The sequence below is a fragment of the Modestobacter altitudinis genome, assembly GCF_005930475.1.
Classification (GTDB): Bacteria; Actinomycetota; Actinomycetes; order Mycobacteriales; family Geodermatophilaceae; genus Modestobacter; species Modestobacter altitudinis.
Genome location: NZ_SJEW01000045.1, coordinates 23,909 through 41,172, shown reverse-complemented (window position 1 = coordinate 41,172; position 17,264 = coordinate 23,909). Strand labels below are relative to the sequence as shown.

Below are 17,264 nucleotides of genomic sequence, written 5' to 3'. Positions count from 1 at the left end.
GCATGCGACCACCCCCAACAGAGGAAGCACCCCAACCACCACCGGACGACGACCCCCCGCCCTTCTAGTCCTCCGCAGGAAGTCGCTGGCTGCGGCACGGGCGGCGTCCCTACCCTGCGCGGCGTGGAGATCCAGTGGCGTGGGCCGTTCACCAGCAGCGAGGCCAACCAGCTGCACGCGGAGGCCTTCGGCACCCGGGTCTTCAGTGACGCCGAGTGGAACTGGCCCGACCAGGTGGCCGCGCACAGCCTCGGCTGGGTCACCGCCCGGGACGGCGAGGCGCTGGTCGGCTTCGTCAACGTGCTCTGGGACGGCGAGGTGCACGCCTGGCTGCAGGACGTGATGGTCGCGGCAGCCAGCCGGCATCAGGGCGTCGGACGCCGGCTGGTCGACGCCGCCCGCGACGGCGCTCGCGCGGCCGGCTGCGACTGGCTCCACGTCGACTTCGCCGACGAGCTGGCGCCCTTCTACCTCGACGCCTGCGGCTTCCGCCCCACCCCAGCAGGGCTGATGGCGCTGTGAACCCGCTGCCTGCCGGCACACCAGCGAGCCGGGCTGCTTGACTGACCGTCATGGACCTGCCCGTGATGCCCCCGGTCAAGCCGATGCTCGCCAAGCCCGCGGCAAAGCTGCCCACCGGCGAGGGCTGGTTCTACGAGCCGAAGTGGGACGGGTTCCGCTGCATCGTCTTCCGGGACGGCGACGAGGTCGAACTGGGCAGCCGCAATGAGCGCCCGCTGACGCGGTACTTCCCCGACGTCGCCGAGGCGGTCAAGGCCCACCTGCCCGAACGGTGCGTCGTCGACGGCGAGATCGTCGTCCCCCGCGGTGACCGGCTGGACTTCGAGTCGCTGCTGCAGCGCATCCACCCGGCCGCCTCCCGGGTGACCAAGCTGGCCACCGAGACACCGGCCTCCTTCGTCGCCTTCGACCTGCTCGCGCTGGGTGATGAGTCGCTGCTGGAGACCCCCTACGCCGAGCGGCAGGCCCGGCTGCGCGAGGCGCTGGCCGGCGTCCGGGCGCCGGTCTACGTCTCCACCGTCACCGAGGACGCCGAGGTCGGGCAGCGCTGGTTCGCCGAGTTCGAGGGCGCCGGCCTCGACGGCGTCATCGCCAAGCGCGGTGACCAGGTCTACGCCCCCGACCAGCGGCTGATGACCAAGGTCAAGCACGTGCGGACGGCGGACTGCGTCGTCGCCGGGTTCCGTTGGCACAAGAGCGGCCCGATCGTCGGATCGCTGCTGCTCGGGCTCTACGACGACGCCGGGAGCCTGCAGCACATCGGCGTCGCCGCCTCCTTCCCGATGGCGCGCCGGGCGGAGCTGGTCGAGGAGCTCGCTCCCTACCGGGCCGAGGCGCTGGACGGGCACCCCTGGCAGGACTGGGCCAACGCGCAGACCGACGCCGACGGCGAGCACCGGATGCCCGGCGCCACCAGCCGCTGGAATGCCGGCAAGGACCTGTCCTGGGTGCCGTTGCGTCCGGAACTCGTGGTCGAGATCCGCTACGACCAGCTCGAGGGCAGCCGGCTCCGGCACACCGGGCAGTTCCAGCGCTGGCGGACCGACCGGGACGCCCGGTCGTGCACGTACGACCAGCTCGAGGTGCCGGTGAAGTACGACCTCGCCGAGGTGCTGGGCGGCTGACCGGGCCGGGCCTGGCGGGTTCCCGGGACTCGCTGAGCGGTTCCTCACGGTCCCGCGGGCTGCCGCATCCCGGCTGGGCTCCTACTCTGGTTGATCATGACCGTGCACCGCCGCCTGGCCGCCACCGGAGGAGCCCTCCTCGCACTCGCCCTCACGCTCGCGGGCTGCACGTCGTCCGGGGACGACGCGGAGGAGGCCGCCGCCAGCTCCTCCGCGGCGGCCGCGAGCTCCGCGGAGGCGGCCGCGGCCAAGCCGATCGAGTGGCGTGACTGCAGCAGCGACATCGCCGCCCTGATCGCTGGGCGTCCCGGCGCCGACCGACCGCTGTCCTTCCAGTGCGGTACGACGACGGTCCCGGTCAGCTATGCCGACCCGACCGGTGGCACGCTGACGCTCTCCCTGGTCAAGGCCACGCTGGCCGGCCAGGCCAACCGGATCGGCTCACTGGTGGTCAACCCGGGCGGGCCGGGCCAGCCCGCCACCTTCGAGGCCATCCAGTCCGCGCTGACCCTGCCGACCGACGTCCTCGGCCGTTTCGACGTCGTCGGCGTCGACCCCCGAGGCGTGGGGCTCTCCGACCCCGCGGTCACCTGCATCGGCGACCAGCAGAAGGACGAGCTGTTCGCCGCCGACCCCCGCGCCACCGATGCGGCCTCGCTGGCCACCGCGTTCGGCCGGGTGGACGCCGTGGCCGCTGGCTGCACGGAGAAGTACGAGGACGCACTCGGCGCCTTCGACACCGTGGACACCGCCCGGGACATGGACCTGGTCCGCCAGTCGCTCGGCGACGAGCAGCTGACCTACCTGGGCTACTCGTACGGGACGACGCTCGGCTCGACCTACGCCGAGCTGTTCCCCGACCGGGTGCGGGCGATGGTCCTCGACGGCGCCGTCGACCCCGATGTGGGGCAGCAGCAGTTCGCCGAGGGGCAGGCGCAGGCCTTCGAGGCAGCGTTCGACGCCTTCGCCGCGAACTGCACCGCACTGGTCAGCGGCTGCCCGCTCGGCTTCGACCCGCGGCTGTTCGTCACCGACCTGCTCGACCAGGCCGCGGCCGCCCCGATCCCCAGCAGCCGACCGGGCGAGACCCGGCAGGCCACGCCCGGACTCGTCCTTGAGGGCATCCGGTCGGCGCTGTACCAGCCCAGCGCCTGGCCCCAGCTGACCCAGTCGCTGGCGAACGCCCGCAACGGCGACGCCGCCGGGGTCCTCACCCTCGCCGACACCTACACCGGCCGGAACGACGACGGCACCTACACCAACGTCGTCGACGCCAACGTCGCGGTGACGTGCGCGGACACCGACGAGGAGTTCACCCAGCAGCAGGTGAGCGCGCTGGTCACCGACTGGGCCACCCGCTACCCGCTGTTCGGGGCGGACGCCGCGCTGGGTCTGTACACCTGCTCGGCCTGGGACGCCCCGCGCACCCCGCTGCCGGACCGGGACGCCGCGGGCAGTGCGCCCATCGTGGTGGTCGGCACGCAGGGCGACCCGGTGACCCCCGCGGTCGGCGCCGCTGACATGGCCGCGGACCTGACCAGCGGGGTGCTCCTCACCTGGCAGGGCACCGGGCACACCGCCTACCCCAGGACCGAGTGCGTCACCGCGGCGGTCAACGCTTACCTGATCGACCTCGTCGTCCCACAGGACGGACTGACCTGCCCGGCCTGATCGCGTCCTGGGGTCGACCGGCTGGCGGCATCGCCCGGGTTCTCCGGCGTGGTCCGGCGTCTGCAGGAGCTGCTCACCCCCTGAGGGGAGGGTGCTGCCGCGGCGGCCGACGGCGGGGCAGACTGCTCTCCCCGGGCACGCCCCGCCCGCCGGAGAGAACGGAGCCCCTCGTGGCCAGCAGCAAGGACGCCGTGGTCCTGGACGTCGCCGGGCACGAGGTGCGGGTCAGCAGCCCGGAGAAGCCCTACTTCGGCGACAAGGGCATCCGCAAGATCGACGTCGTCAACTACTTCGTCTCCGTGGGCGAGGGCATCCTGTTCGCGCTGCGCGACCGGCCGACGACGCTGGAGCGCTGGCCCGGTGGCGTGTTCGAGGGTGCCCGGCTCTCCACCCGGATGGACAACACCGGCGACGCGTTCTACCAGAAGCGGGTGCCCAAGAACGCGCCCGAGTGGGTGCCGACGGCGCACATCACCTTCCCCAGCGGGCGGACCGCCGACGAGATCGCGCCGGACTCGGTGGCCGTCGTCGCGTGGTGCGCGAACCTGGGGACGCTGACCTTCCACCCGTGGCCGGTGTCGAAGACCGACGTCGAGTCCCCCGACCAGATTCGCATCGACCTCGACCCGCAGCCGGGCACCGACTTCTCCGACGCGGTGTGGGTGGCCCCGCACGTGCGCGAACTGCTGCACGAGCTCGGCATGGAGGGCTGGCCCAAGACCTCCGGCGGCCGCGGCGTGCACGTGTACGTGCCCATCCAGCCGCGGTGGACCTTCCCCGAGGTGCGCCGGGCGGTGATCGCGTTCGGCCGCGAGCTGGAACGGCGGATCCCCGACCGCGTGACGATGAACTGGTGGAAGGAGGAGCGCGGCGAAAAGATCTTCATCGACTACAACCAGATGGCCAGGGACCGGACGATCGCGTCGGCTTACTCCATCCGGGCGAAGTCGCACGCCCCGGTCAGCGCCCCGCTCGACTGGGACGAGCTGTCCGACGTCTCACCGTTCGACTTCGACGTCCTCACCATGCCGGCCCGGTTCGCCGCCGTCGGCGACAAGCACGCCGGGCTGGCCGACCACGCCTTCGGCATCGAGCCGCTCATCGAGCTGGCCGACAAGCAGGAACGCGACCTCGGGCTGGGCGAGATGCCCTATCCCCCGGACTACCCGAAGATGCCGGGCGAGCCGATGCGGGTGCAACCCAGCCGTGCCAAGCGTCCTGACAGCGAGAACGGCACCTGAAGTCGTGGTTCGAGGGCTAGCTGTACTGACCGGGGACGTTGGTCGAGGAGCTGTGACGACAGGATCTGATTGAGATCTTGTCCGGGGAGGACCTCCGGGCGTGGACTGGAGCTCCCGAAGGCATCCACCCACGACCCCGAGGTCCGTCCTCGTGTCCCACGCCGATTCCGACGCCGACCGACCCGACGCCACCGGCTGCACCCCCGCTGGACGTCGTCGACGTCGTCCACCGGGACCGGCGCGGTCACCGGCCAGCAGCCGGCCAAGAGCTCGGCGCGCACCCTCGCCTCGTCACTCCGGGCGACCCGCAGCAGGAACGCTCCCTTGTTCCCACCGGCAGCTGCGCCAACCCGACGGAGCGCTCCGTGAGCCTGTCGTCGACGGCCATGGGAGCGCTGCGTCCGCGGCCACGGCAGGCCGGTCGGCGTCGATGCGCGGGAAGTCGACGACCATGCGCAGGGCGGCGCTCGACTGGCCCGGTCCCGGAGGGGACGAGTGGCTCGACCGCCTTCTCGTCGACCTCACGGTTGCCGACCTGGACCAGCCACGCCGAGTGGAGCAGACGCAGGTCCCCCGCCATCAGTTCGGCGCGGCGAGGCACTGACCCACCCGGGGCACCGGCTTGGAGTGGGTGAGGGTCGACCAATGGTGGCCAAATCGCGGCACGAAGCAGAGAAGCTCGTTTGGATTCCTCCCACGCAAGCCTCTGAGCTGGGGTTTTTCCCGTCGACTGACAGGATTCGGGCCTGCGACCCTTGACCTTGAGCTCCAGGCGAGCCATCCACCAGCGTCCCTGCTCGTGTCGGTCGCCGGCCACCTCCTGAGTCCACTGTGCGCGACTGCGGGCACGCTGGGAAGACGATCGGGTCGCCCGTCTGACCGGGCGAGACGCGCGGCTGCGCGGACCACCGAGACGGGCCGCCTCCTCACCGGGGGCAGCGGATGTGCCGCCGCCCCCGGTGGAGGAGCGGGGTGTCACGAGATCCGATCGGCGTCCGTCCGCGTCACGCCGCCTCCTGCTCCACGGGGTCGGCGGACTCGACGAGCCGCTCGAGCTCCTCCAGGTCGAACGCGTGGCCCATCGCGAGGAACCCGGCACGGTTGGGGTGCAGGTGGTCGCCGGGTCCACCCACCGACGAGTTGGTGTCGTAGGACGGCAGGAGCCGGCCGGGGTTGGCCGGGTCCTCGGTGGCCGCCGCGAAGTCGGCGACCGCGTCGAACATCCCGCTGGTCCGGATGAAGTCGTTGACCGCGCGTCGCCGTGCGTCGGTCTCGGCCGTGCCGTAGTTCGCCAGCCCCTCCTCGGCGCCGCCCGAGGGCGTCAGCGTCGCGCCGATGATGGGGATCCCGCGGGCGTGGACCCGGTCGATGATCTCCTGCATGCCGGCGATGACCTGGTCGGCGGTCGCGCCGCCGCCGCCGATGTCGTTGATGCCCTCGAAGAGGATGACCGCGCCCAGGCCGGGTTGACTGAGCACGTCCTCGTCGAGCCGGTCGATGGCCGGAGGGCCGTCGCACGGCTGACATCCGCCCGGAAGACGCCCCACCCGGGTGACCATGTTGCCGGCAATGCCCTGGTTGACCACTGAGAGCACGCGGTCGTCACGCTCGGCCAGCAGGCGGCGCTGCAGCACGTCCGGCCAGCGGTCGTTGCCGTTGATGGTGGAGAAGAACCCGTCGGTGATGGAGTCGCCGAGGGCGACCACCGTCGCGGCGTCCTCCCGCTGGACCTCCAGCCCGGTCAGGAAGAACCAGCTCGTGGTGGAGTGCGGGAACGCCTCGTCCGTCACGTCGTCGGTGTGGTCGCCCGCACCCGGGTCGGAGACGTAGGAGGTGGTGAAGGACGCCGCGTGCCAGGTCATCGGTCCGCTGTCACCCTGCACGTGGAGGCTCACCGCGAGGTTGGACCGCTGCGCCTCCTCGTCGCTGAGTGTGATGGCGACCGGGTCGCTGTACAGCTCCTCACCCGGCTGCAGCGTCACCGACGGCTGCCCGTCGAAGGCGAGCCGCCGGCTGCTGCCCGGGACGACCGTGGCGCCGCTCTGCTGCAGGGCGACCGTCGCCGGGCCGAAGGTCACCGGCTGGGTGCCGAATCTGTTGCTCAGCCGCACCCGCCACGCGTCACCGCCGATGCTCGGGTGCACGACCATGCGCAGGGTCTGGTCGTGCGCCTGCTCGTCGGGGAAGGCGTACTCGAGCAGCGGCTGCTCGATCCCGGGCGCCACCTCCCCGAGCGGCCCGGGCTGCCCCACCGCGTAGCCGATCGGGTAGACGCCCTGCGGCGAGGTGGTCCACGACCCCACCCACGGCGCCGCACCGGAGTCTTGCGATGCCGCCGCGGGACGTGCGTGCAGTGGCGTCACCCCCGAGGCCGGTGCCGCGAACAACAGGCACAGGATCGCCGCGACGGCGGCTGTGGTCACAGGTCGCACTCTCATGCTGTTCCCCCTTGAAGCAGCGACCCCCCGGGGGGTCCAGAGCGTGCCGGAAGCATAGGAAGGCCACAGGAGTCTGACAATGGCCCTCGTCCGACGCCGCCGAGCCCTCCCGTCCTCCAGTGAGGAAGGGCGGGGTGTGCGACTGACGACCTCGTGCGGGGTCAGCGGGATGCCTTGCTGTGCCCCGCTCCCGCGGACGGTGTCGGTGAACGGGACATCTACGCCTCGCTCGTGGCCCATCCGGCGCTGCGCATCACCATCTACGACGCCACCCCGTTCCGCCCAGCTGCAGCAGCTTCGCCGTCACCCTGGGAGCCGCCCGGAATCCCCTCACCGCCGCCGGGGGCGCGGCACCTATCGGACGTATGTGGCCCTACGCGTCGACGAGGTGAAGTACGCGGCGAGCCTCGTCGAGATCCCACACCCACACCCACAGCCGATAGGGCGGGTCGATCCGATGGTGGCTGAATCGACCGAGCTTCTTCCGGTCGCGGATGTCCACGCACGCACCCAGCCGTTGCTCCGACCAGCGACATCTGTGCGAACTGACATGAGTTGGCCGACGGGTCGGCCAGGGCGGCGATGGTCGCCACGGCAGCGCGTGACGCGGGCCGGGCGTTGCAGGCGACCTCAGGTGAAGTCACCATTCAGGTACGCAGGTACCGAGTTTCTCCAACATCAGACTGCAGTGCGTGCTGAGCGGATCCCCAGTGCCGAGCAGCCGGTTGGGTCAGGAGGCGATGGGTTCGATGTCGCGGGTGCAGAACATGCAAACCGAGGCATCGACCGGGACGAAGCTCTTGCAGTGATCGCACTCGCGACTGCCCTGCGCCCCGGCCGCCTCCCTGCCGGTCGCGCGACGAATCGCCTGCACCAGGAGCATGATCGTGAACGCCAGTAGGAGGAACGACACGAACGCCGTCAGGAATGCCCCGTAGCGGATCTGAGAACCGTTCACCGTCAGGACCAAGGCATCGAAGTTCGGCGCGCCGAAGATGGCGGCGACCAGAGGGAGGATGACGTCGCCAACCAAGGACTCCACGACGGCTGCGAAGGCGACGCCGATGGCGAGTCCTACGGCGAGGTCGACCAAGCTGCCTGAGAAGGCGAAGTTCTTGAAGCTGGTCAGCAGCGCGCGCATGACATCTCCTCGCCAGGAAAGCCGAGCCCGCAGACTAACGAATGTTGATCGTGACTGTCGGCGGCGCCACCACGACCAGTCCGCGGTGTCGTCTGGATCGGGTCGTTGGGCGCGGATGAGCCGTTGAGCAACCGCCGGAGCTCGGGCACGGTCAGCGCAATGAGCTGCTCGGTTCCGGCTGCGGGGCCCCCTCTTCTGCGGTAGCGCGGGTGGCACTCAGACAGGCGTGGGCGAACATGGCCAAGGTGATGTGCCGATACCAGGCGGTGTAGTCGCGCATCTGAAAGGTGGCCGAGCCGGCCTCGTTCTTGGCCGCCTGGAAACACTCCTCGATGCGCCAGCGACCGCCGGCCACGGCGATCAGCTGCTCGAGGGTGGTCCCGGCCAGCCCGGCGCAGACGCAACAGGCCAGTTCGGCCGGCTCGTCAAAGCCTGTCGGGATGGCGCGCCGGGCGAGCACATGGCGCGCCCGACCGGGGTCGAAGCTGGCCAGCAGTCCAGGCGCGCCCAGTCGTCGCGGTACCGGTCCCAACCGGAGGTAATCCGGAACTGCTGAACGGGCATCAGCTGGACCACAGGGACGGACCCCTGACCGGGAACACCGGGGCGCAGGGTGCCGGGGCGCGAGGAGTTGCCACCGTGACCGCGCCTCGGCCGCGGAGGGCATGGTGACTGCATGGTCCTGTGCGCCCACGGACCGAAGGGCAGGTGCTGGCGCCCAGTGCTCACGTCAGCCCAACAGAGGAGCGGGCGCATCGGACGGGAGATGTCTCCACTGCCGCCCCGCGGGCGGTGTCTCGCAGCGGTCCATCAGCGACAGGGTGACTGCGTGGCAGGGCCGCTTTCAGCGAGCCAGTATCCGGGCCCGCCCGACTCGCAGGGCGAGGTACAGCCATACATGTCAGCCGACCGCCACGATGTGCGTCCAGTTCGAAGCGACGCCGCTGCTGTGCCGCTCCACCAGATGTCCGGAACTGTCGATGTGCCCGACCGAGAAGGTCCCGTCGTGGCTGCGGTAACACAGGACGTTGTGGCCGACCGCCACGATGTGCGTCCAGTTCGGGGCTGCGACGTTGCTGTGCGTCTCGACCAGGTGCCCAGAACTGTCGATGTGTGCGACGAAGAAGGTCCCGTCGTCGCTGCGGTAGAACAGGACATTCGAGCCGATCGTCACGATGTGCGTCCAGTTCGGAGCTGTGCTGCCGTTCTGGCTCCCGCTGAGATGCCCAGAAGTGTCGATGTGCGCGACGAAGAAGGTCCCGTCGTCGCTGCGGTAGAACAGGACGTCGGAGCCGATCGTCACGATGTGTGTCCGGTCGGGGGCTGCGCCGCCGCTCTGGTCCTCGAGGAGGAGCACCGAGCCGTCGATGTGACCGACGGACGATGTTCCGTCGTCACCGCGATAGAACGTGACGTGCAGGCCCATCTCGATTCTCCTCGTGCCGTGTGGCTCATGCCTCCCACCGCGGCGAACGGCGCAAGAGCGGATCCGCTCACCCCCTCGCCCTTCGTCTCGGTGATCGGCGGGAAGTCAACGCCTCGGCCGTCACCGACCTGTCACGCTGGGCATCAGAACGGTGAGTGTTGCGATCGGCGTCGACCGTCTCCATCGAAGTGGGAGCAGCCCCGTCCGCAGGGCCGAGAACTGCTGCGGCTCCGTCACCCGCGCCGCAGCGGATCTCCCGACGCCTCCACGTCCGGGCGCTGGGTCTACATCGCCACCACGTCGGGCACCGGCCCCTCGAGTGCGATGCGAAAACGCGCTGAACACGTGTGCAACCCGCCCGCGAGCGGTCGGCTCGAAGGTACGACAGTGCCCCTGTACGGCTGGCACGGTCGAGAGGATGCTGCTGCGCCACCGAGCAGTTCTCTGCGTCACAGAGGGGCCCGACATGGCGAATACCGCGCTGGGGATGCGGAAACGAACACTGGTGCAGTCCATGGGCGCGAGCGCTGCCCTCTTCGGGATCGCCGGCGTCCTCGCCCCGCAAGCGCTCGGAACGGCCTACGGCGTCCCGCCGTCGCCCCACACCACGCAGCTGCTCCGCCTGTTCGGAAGCCGCATGCTCGCTCTCGCCGCGTGGACCTTCACCGCCCGGACGAAGGAGGAGACCGATCGTGTGCTGGGCGTTGCGGCGGCCATGAACCTCGTCGACGTGCTGATCGGGCTCGCCGCGGCGCGCACTACGGGGACCACTGCGGTGCGAGCCGCAACCACGAGCGCGATCTTCGCCGCCCTCGGCCTGGCCGTCCGCTCGCTGGAGGACTGAGCCGTCGGCTCAGCGCTCGCCAGGTGGGTGTCGTACTGGGCCGCGAGAACGAACCTGCTCGTGCTGGAGACACCTCCAGCGGCCCAGTGACGTCGAGGATCTGCGCGGAGTCGAGGGGTGACGGTGACCATCCGCTGTCACTCATGGAGGATCCATCGGCCGACCGTGGACCCACCGCGTCGCGCACAGCTGATGTCGCCTGCTCGTCGTCCTCCTTCGCGCGGTGAGGGGCCCACAGTGGAACTACCAGGCCTCCTCTCCACCCCGATCGCCATCCCGGACCAGACGGCACGACTACGCACGAGCGCATCGCCGGGTCGTCGGCCGCAGCACCTCGGCGGGGTGCGCTCGGGGATGGACTGAACGGTCGCCATCGGGGAGTCATCGCTGGCTGCTGACCGCCGCCCTCGACCTGCGGGTCATCGGCCGAGGAAGGCCAGGACGGCCAGCACGCGCCGGTTGTCGTCCGCGCCCTGCTGCAGGCCGAGCTTGGTGAAGACCCCGCGGACGTAGGCCTCGACGGTCTTGGGACTCAGATGGAGCCGCTCGGAGATGGCCTGGTTGGAGCGGCCTTCCGCCATCACCGACAGGACGTCGCGCTCGCGGTCGGTGAGGTCGTCGAGGGGATTGCGCAGCCGCTTGCGGGCCACCAGGCTCGCCACCACGGACGGATCGATCACCAGGCCGCCCGCGGCGACGCGGCGGACGGCGTCGCTGAGCTCGCCGAGGTCGGAGACGCGCTCCTTGAGCAGATAGCCGGCTCCCACTGCGCCGTCCTCGATCAGCTGGAGCGCGTAGGCCGCCTCGACGTGCGCGGAGAGCACCAGGACGCCGATCGCGGGATGGTCGTCGTGGATCGCCCGGGCCGCGTCGAGCCCCTCTGTGGTGTGCGTCGGAGGCATCCGGATGTCGACGACGACCACGTCAGGTGGATCGGCCCGCACCTGTGCGAGCAGCGACGGTCCGTCCCCTACCCGGGCGGTCACCTCGAATCCCGCCTCGGCGAGCAGCCGGGACAGTCCCTCCCGGAACAGGACGGCGTCGTCGGCCACGGCAATGCGCATCTGGGGACCTCCCGCGCCGGTCCGCGAATGGTACTGACGATCCGGTGCAGGCCAGCCCCCTACGCGCCCGGCGCGCGGCCGAGAACCATGAGGTCATGGACCCGCGGCTGCTGATCGTCGACGACCAGTGCTCCTGGACGTGCAGCTCCCCGACATCGACGGCTTCCGCGTCTCCGAAGCGCTCACCGCGATGGCCGGGGCACCGGCCGTCGTACTGGTTTCCAGCCGCTCCCGCGACGACTACGGAGATCAGGTCACGGGAAGCGGCGCCCGCGGGTTCGTCGCCAAGGCGGAAGTGAGCGGGAACACCCTCCGCGCGGTGCTCGCGCAGGTGACGGCGAACAGACCGTGAAGGGCGGGACCACGGGGCCAGCCCTGTAAGGACCGCAGGGACCACCTGCTGGTCCCGGGCGGGTGCACGGCGAACTCTCGAGACCGTCGAACCGATCCGCTGTTGCTGGAGGCTCTGATGTCCCGCACCCTGCGCCCGATCCCGACGCTGTTCCGAGCCGGAGTAGCCGGCGCGGTCGCCGTCGTCCTGCTGACCGCCTGCGGCGGTGACAGCGGGAACACCGCGACCGACTCGCCGCAGACCTCCAGCGCCGCCGGTGACAACGAGTCCGCCCCGACCGCCGCGCCGGATGCAGCCGACTTCTGCAACCAGGCCGCCACCATCGACGAGCGAGTCGACACCGCCCTCTCCGACCTGGACGACGGCGACGCGTCGCTCTCCGACGCGTTCCACCAGATCGCCGTCGAGCTGCGCGGCATCACCGCGCCAGCCGCGATCACCTCCGATTGGGATGCGATGGCGGCCGGCCTCGACCGGATGGCCGATGCGCTGGGCGACGTCGACGTCACCGACCTCGGCTCGCTGGAGTCCCTGGACGAGGCCGAGGGCGACCTCACCGCCTCCAGTGACAGCGTGGACACCTACCTCAGCGACGAGTGCGGGATCTGACCGTGGGCCGTCCCGAGACCCAGGTCGTCGTCGGCGGCGCCCCGATCTGCTCATCCACACCGTGCGCACGGTGACCGGGCGACCGGCGCTAGTGCGAGACGTCCGCCTGGTCCCGGTGGGGCAGCTCGGCGGTGACGACAGTCCCGCCGTCGACCGGACTGGCCAGCCGCAGCCGTCCGCCGAGCGCCTCGACGCGATCGGTGAGACCGCGCAGGCCTGAGCCGCGCGTCGGATCGGCACCACCCACGCCATCGTCGGCGATCTCGATGACGACCCCGCCGTCGTCGCGGGTGACCCGGACGGTGACGGCCGTGGCGTTCGCGTACTTGGCCACGTTCGTGAGCGCCTCGGACGCCACGAGGTAGGCGGCGAACTGCACCGGCTCCGGCAGCCGGTCACCAGGGACGACGGACAGCGTGGTGGGCACCGCCGAACGGAGGACCAACGCGTCGAGGGCGGGCTCCAGCCCACTGTCGAGAGCTGCCGGGTGGATTCCACGGGCCAGCTCCCGCAGCTCCTCCAGGGACCGCGACAGCTCGTCGCCTGCCGAGGTCAGAAGCAGCTCGGCGTCCCCGGGGTCGCGGCGGATCTGCCGCTGGATCAGCGACAACTGGAGGGCGAGGGTGACCAGACGCTGCTGGGCGCCGTCGTGCAGGTTGCGTTCGATGCGGCGCCGTTCACCGTCGGCGGCGGCGATGATCCGTTCCCGCGATGCCTCGAGCTCCGCCAGCCGCGCTTGAGCCTCGGCGTGCAACTGGGCGTTCTCCAGGGCCAGGGCCGCCGCGCCGCCGATCGCCTCCACCAGTTCAGGGTCGTCGTCGAGAGAGCTGTCGTAGACGAGGACCGCGACCACGTCACCGTCGCGCTCCACCCTGGAGAACGACCGCTCCCCGTCCGCATCAGGCAGGACGACGGAGGCACCGTCCCCGTCGACGTAGCCCAGATCGCCGTGACGCGGGTACGCGATCAGCAGGGCCGGATCACCCAGCGCGCGCGCCAGCGCCGCCTGCAGGTCGCCTGGACGCATGGTGCGCAGGCCGCGGAACAGGTCGGCGAGGCCACCGCGCGCCAGGCGGGAGCGCAGCAGCCCCCAGAGGAACGCCGCCGGAACGCTGACGAGCGAGCAGGCTGCGACCCACAGCAGGAGCTGTGAGCGCTCTCCGGTGACGAGGCCGACGACCACCAGCAGGGCGAACAGCAGCAGGCAGGCCGCCCCTGCCACGCCCGGCAGCAGCGCCCGGCGACCCGGTGCCGACGCCGCGCGCCACCGGGCAGCGAGCACCCCGGCAGTGGCGACCGGTACGGCCACGAACACCGCGCGCTGGGCGGTGTCGACGACGCCGGCGATCCGTTCATCCGGGGCGACGAGGAAGAGGTTGCCCTGCTCGGGGGAGAACATCAGCCACAGCGGAGCGAGGACGAGCAGCTCGAACACGATCACGCCGACCAGCGCCCTGTCCGACCTGGTCCGGAGCCGCCCGCCGGTGAGCAGCGTCAGCACGAGCGGCACGAAGAAGAGGACCCAGAGGTCGGGCAGCCAGAGCGCGACGGTCCGGGCGAGCGGCGCCCCGAGCTGGCTGAACAGGGGGGTCACGAACAACGCGAAGCCGGTGGCGGTCATCAACCTGCCGCTGTGATTGTCCGGGCGCCGGTGCCAGGCGATGAGCCCGCACGCCGCGAACGACCCGCCCACGAGGCGGAAGACGACGTCGACTGGCTCGAACGGCACGTGCCGGAACAGGACCGGCGCGAGCGCACCGAACTCCGCCGCCGCAGCAGCGGCCCACAACCCGAGCCAGAAGGTACGGCGCCGGACCGGCGTCGCGAACCGGTTCGCCAGCCGCGCGCTGCCGTGACTCAGCGGCCCCGCGACCAGCTCGCTCGTCATCACGCCGCCCGGGACGATCCTCGACAGGCTCCTCGCCGGCGTGCCCTCCCGCCCCCGTCGACGTCGGCCGCGCAACCCTATCCGGTGCGACAGCCGTGCAGGGACAACTGGCTGGCCGAGGCGGCGAACCGCGGCCCCTGCCGGATGGGCAGAGGCCGCGGAGGAGGAACGGTGCCCGTCAGCGCCGGACCGCCTCGGCCGGCTCGACCTCGACCACCGTCCGGGGCGGGGTCCGCCACGCCGTCCGGTCGAGCAAGATCGTGGCGGCCACGGCGACCACCAGGGCCCCGAGGTAGACGACGTCCGCGCGCCGCTCGTCGACCCCCTCGAAGCCGAGCATCCCGTAGGTGAACGCGCCCTGGCTGGCGTGGAACAGGAGGGCCATGAGCAGACTCCCGCCGGTGCGGTTGAACAACCAGACGTAGAGGAAGGTGATCGCCACGGTCGACGGCAGCCCGACCAGCGCCAGGTCACCGAACACGACGAGGGGCACGTGCCATCCGGCCACCAGGACGCCGAGCACAGCGGCAGCGGCCAGCGGGGACAGCCGGGACTGGAGAGCAGGTGTGGCGTAGCCCCGCCATCCCGGCTCCTCGCCGAGCGCCCCGTCCAACGGATTGACCAAGCGCACCGCGAGCACGAGGGCCACGTCCACCCAGACGATCGACGAGAAGTCCGGCGTGGGGGCGCCGAGCCAGGAGTTGACCACTCCGGTCACGACAACGAGCACCACCGGGAATCCCAGCGCCACGGCGTACCAGACCCAGCCCACGCGCCAGTGGAGCAGCCTGGACAGCAGTATCCGGAAACCGGCCCGGCCGTCGGTGAGGGCGATGACCACGACCGCGGCGACCAGCGGCCCGCAGGTCAGGAACATCGACTCGGGCAGCACCCTCGCGGCGTAGAAGGGCCACGGCGCCCACGCGACGAGGTAGGCCAGGAGGAAGAACGCGGTCAGACGGTGCTGCTGGACCCAGGTGACGGTGCGGGACATGGCGACCTCCGGTGCACAGGTGGACTGACCGACCCAAGGCTTCGCCCGGCCAGCGGGAGGCCACCAGCAGGACAGCCCCGTGCCTCCGACAGGGCTGACCCGGTAGACCGGAACGAGAAGGCACTGCGAACCTCGACCAACCGCCACACCGGTCCGGACGGCCATCGCTGGACGGGCAGACGGAGACCAACTCGACAACCGACAGGGCACGGGCTCGCGGAAGACTCCCGTACCGGGGACCGTGACCGGCGGCCAGGACGTCACGAGACGCGTCGCTGCCGCTGAGCAGCCGGTCCGGAACCACCACCCCAGCGCGGCCGTGTGCCTCCGGCGGACCGCCTCGGGCCCGGCTCGTCCTCCTTGCGGGTGGCGCGCCGACGACGGGCCAGGGCCACGCCGGCCGCACCGAGCAGTACGTGCCCGACGCGGCCGGCTGAGGACGTCCTGGTAGATCGCGCTTCCGGCAGGGGTCGGGTCAGCTCGCCGGCGCGGCGGACATGTCGGCCCCGGCCGGTCGGAACGACTCGGCCGTCGCGGCGCGCGGGGTGGGGATGGTGTCAATCCCTTCCATGGCCTTGCTGAACTCGACTGCCCGGTTGTCCATGAGCGCTCGCGGATCGAACGAGGAGTGCGCCATGACGCCGTGGATGCGGCGGCGCTGCATGCCGAAGTTCCCCGCGTCGTAGAGCGGCAGGATGGACGCCTCGCGCAGGTGACGCTCGAACATGTGCTTGCGGTCCACAGAGTTCACCCCGACGACCTGCATGCACTTGTAGACACAGTCGAAGAGCATCTCCGTGCACAGCACCTTGTTCATCGCCCCGATGAGCTCACCGTGATAGTCGTGCTCGTCGAGGTAGTGCGCGCCCTTCCAGCAGAAGTACCGCGCCGCCTCGATCTTCGTCGCCACGTCACCGAGGACGTACCCGGGGTACTGGTACTCGACGATGGGCTGCGGACCGCCTGCGGTGTAGGTCTTCGCCCAGTCCAGCGCCTCCTCGTAGGCCGCGCGCGCCACCCCGACGGCCGCGATCCCGGCGACAGGGCCGGACCACGCGAAGTTTCGGTTGATGAGCAGGTCGCCGTTGCCGCGCGTCCCCTCGATCAGGTTGCCCGCGGGAACCCGCGCGTTGTCGAAGACGATCTCGCAGTTGGGAGCCAGTCGCTGACCCGACGTGCTGATCGACGAGTAGGTGACGCCGGGCGTTCCGCGTTCCACGATGAGAGCCGACAGGGCTCGGGTCCCCCCGGCCTCCCGGTCGGTGCGGACGACGACCAGGTTCAGGTCGGCGCCCTGGTTGTCCCAGCCGCCGACGTTGCAGGGCCAGTACTTGCGACCGTTCACCACGTACTCGTCGCCGTCCAGCGTCGCGGTCACCGACATGCCGGCGCCGTTCACCGCTGGGGCGTCGAAGTTGGCCGTCCCGCCGGGCGAGCCGGGGGGCTCACTGGCCGCATAGCCGACGATGAACTCACCGGAGGTGTCCGACGTGGCCCGGGAGATGAAGCGTTCTCTCTGTTCCTCCGTGCCGTAATACCAGACGGGCATGAGCCCCAGCCCGTTCACCAGGATGGTGGTGGCGAAACCGGGATCGACCGCGCAGATCTCCTCAGCGGCGATGACGAAGTCCACGTTCGAGAGGCCGCCGCCGCCGTACTGCTTGGGGAGCATCGAGAACGCGATGCCGCGCTCCACCGCCTCGCGGTAAGCCGGCTTCGTGAGGTTGAAGGCGCGCAGTGGATCGGGCTCTTCGTCTGCTTCCCGCACCACCGGCCGGAGGACGTTCTCCGCAAAGTCGCGAGCCGCCTCTTGGAGGACCTTCTGCTCGGGCGTGAGCGTGAAGTCGATGGCCATGACGATCTCCCCCTACGAGATGTGAGGGCGACGAAACGACGATGACGGGATGTGCCCGTTCCGTCGGTCGAGGCCCGACCGGACCCGGCCGACTG

Annotated in this window: 16 protein-coding genes; 7 read left to right on the top strand and 9 right to left on the bottom strand. The window is 70.8% G+C overall.

Annotation, left to right across the window (positions count from 1 at the left end; all coding sequences use genetic code 11):
- Positions 1-123 precede the first annotated feature (123 nt).
- From FHL79_RS16340 to ligD, 4 genes are all read left to right on the top strand, one after another.
- Positions 124-522 carry a GNAT family N-acetyltransferase gene (locus FHL79_RS16340; RefSeq protein ID WP_138759646.1) on the top strand — a complete coding sequence of 133 codons (399 nt, stop codon included), beginning with the start codon at positions 124-126 and terminating at the stop codon, positions 520-522.
- A gap of 50 nt (positions 523-572) precedes the next feature.
- Positions 573-1,646 carry an ATP-dependent DNA ligase gene (locus FHL79_RS16335; protein WP_138759645.1) on the top strand — a complete coding sequence of 358 codons (1,074 nt, stop codon included), beginning with the start codon at positions 573-575 and terminating at the stop codon, positions 1,644-1,646.
- Positions 1,647-1,742: 96 nt separating this feature from the next.
- Complete coding sequence (locus FHL79_RS16330; protein ID WP_138759644.1) at positions 1,743-3,317, top strand: alpha/beta hydrolase; 1,575 nt, start codon at positions 1,743-1,745, stop codon at positions 3,315-3,317.
- Between the two features lie 170 nt (positions 3,318-3,487).
- Complete coding sequence (ligD, locus tag FHL79_RS16325; RefSeq protein ID WP_138759643.1) at positions 3,488-4,558, top strand: non-homologous end-joining DNA ligase; 1,071 nt, start codon at positions 3,488-3,490, stop codon at positions 4,556-4,558.
- 1,004 nt (positions 4,559-5,562) lie between these two features.
- Here ligD and FHL79_RS16320 read toward each other — a convergent pair.
- From FHL79_RS16320 to FHL79_RS16305, 5 genes are all read right to left on the bottom strand, one after another.
- Entirely contained in the window at positions 5,563-6,981 is a 1,419-nt protein-coding gene (locus tag FHL79_RS16320) for an SGNH/GDSL hydrolase family protein (RefSeq protein ID WP_171058197.1), read from the bottom strand.
- A gap of 388 nt (positions 6,982-7,369) precedes the next feature.
- The gene (locus FHL79_RS26190; RefSeq protein WP_281283877.1) at positions 7,370-7,498 is read right to left on the bottom strand and encodes a hypothetical protein; all 129 of its coding nucleotides are present in this window, start codon (positions 7,496-7,498) and stop codon (positions 7,370-7,372) included.
- A gap of 228 nt (positions 7,499-7,726) precedes the next feature.
- Positions 7,727-8,137 (bottom strand): large conductance mechanosensitive channel protein MscL, encoded by a 411-nt coding sequence (mscL, locus tag FHL79_RS16315; protein ID WP_138759641.1) that lies wholly within the window; start codon positions 8,135-8,137, stop codon positions 7,727-7,729.
- Positions 8,138-8,288: 151 nt separating this feature from the next.
- Entirely contained in the window at positions 8,289-8,597 is a 309-nt protein-coding gene (locus tag FHL79_RS26620) for a hypothetical protein (protein WP_179966098.1), read from the bottom strand.
- A 441-nt stretch (positions 8,598-9,038) separates the two neighbouring features.
- Positions 9,039-9,563: a hypothetical protein gene (locus FHL79_RS16305; RefSeq protein ID WP_138759640.1), complete on the bottom strand. Its 525-nt coding sequence runs from the start codon at positions 9,561-9,563 to the stop codon at positions 9,039-9,041.
- Between the two features lie 418 nt (positions 9,564-9,981).
- Here FHL79_RS16305 and FHL79_RS16300 point away from each other — a divergent pair, with 418 nt between their 5' ends.
- Positions 9,982-10,407, top strand: a complete 426-nt coding sequence (locus tag FHL79_RS16300) for a DUF4267 domain-containing protein (protein WP_138759639.1) — start codon at positions 9,982-9,984, stop codon at positions 10,405-10,407.
- 419 nt (positions 10,408-10,826) lie between these two features.
- On the opposite strand, the gene FHL79_RS16295 is transcribed toward FHL79_RS16300, so the two are convergent.
- On the bottom strand, positions 10,827-11,471 hold the full coding sequence (locus FHL79_RS16295; RefSeq protein ID WP_138759638.1) for a response regulator transcription factor: 645 nt from the start codon (positions 11,469-11,471) through the stop codon (positions 10,827-10,829).
- 127 nt (positions 11,472-11,598) lie between these two features.
- Between FHL79_RS16295 and FHL79_RS16290 the strand changes: the two genes are divergently transcribed.
- Together FHL79_RS16290 and FHL79_RS16285 are read left to right on the top strand one after the other, a co-directional pair.
- Complete coding sequence (locus FHL79_RS16290) at positions 11,599-11,823, top strand: response regulator (RefSeq protein ID WP_138759637.1); 225 nt, start codon at positions 11,599-11,601, stop codon at positions 11,821-11,823.
- A gap of 117 nt (positions 11,824-11,940) precedes the next feature.
- The gene (locus FHL79_RS16285; protein ID WP_138759636.1) at positions 11,941-12,432 is read left to right on the top strand and encodes a hypothetical protein; all 492 of its coding nucleotides are present in this window, start codon (positions 11,941-11,943) and stop codon (positions 12,430-12,432) included.
- 88 nt (positions 12,433-12,520) lie between these two features.
- Here FHL79_RS16285 and FHL79_RS16280 read toward each other — a convergent pair whose 3' ends face one another.
- The 3 genes from FHL79_RS16280 to FHL79_RS16270 form a co-directional block, all read right to left on the bottom strand.
- Positions 12,521-14,320 carry a sensor histidine kinase gene (locus FHL79_RS16280; protein ID WP_171058196.1) on the bottom strand — a complete coding sequence of 600 codons (1,800 nt, stop codon included), beginning with the start codon at positions 14,318-14,320 and terminating at the stop codon, positions 12,521-12,523.
- 178 nt (positions 14,321-14,498) lie between these two features.
- Positions 14,499-15,314: a CPBP family intramembrane glutamic endopeptidase gene (locus FHL79_RS16275; RefSeq protein WP_171058195.1), complete on the bottom strand. Its 816-nt coding sequence runs from the start codon at positions 15,312-15,314 to the stop codon at positions 14,499-14,501.
- Positions 15,315-15,789: 475 nt separating this feature from the next.
- Positions 15,790-17,169 carry an acyl-CoA dehydrogenase family protein gene (locus FHL79_RS16270; protein ID WP_138759633.1) on the bottom strand — a complete coding sequence of 460 codons (1,380 nt, stop codon included), beginning with the start codon at positions 17,167-17,169 and terminating at the stop codon, positions 15,790-15,792.
- Positions 17,170-17,264: the final 95 nt, after the last annotated feature.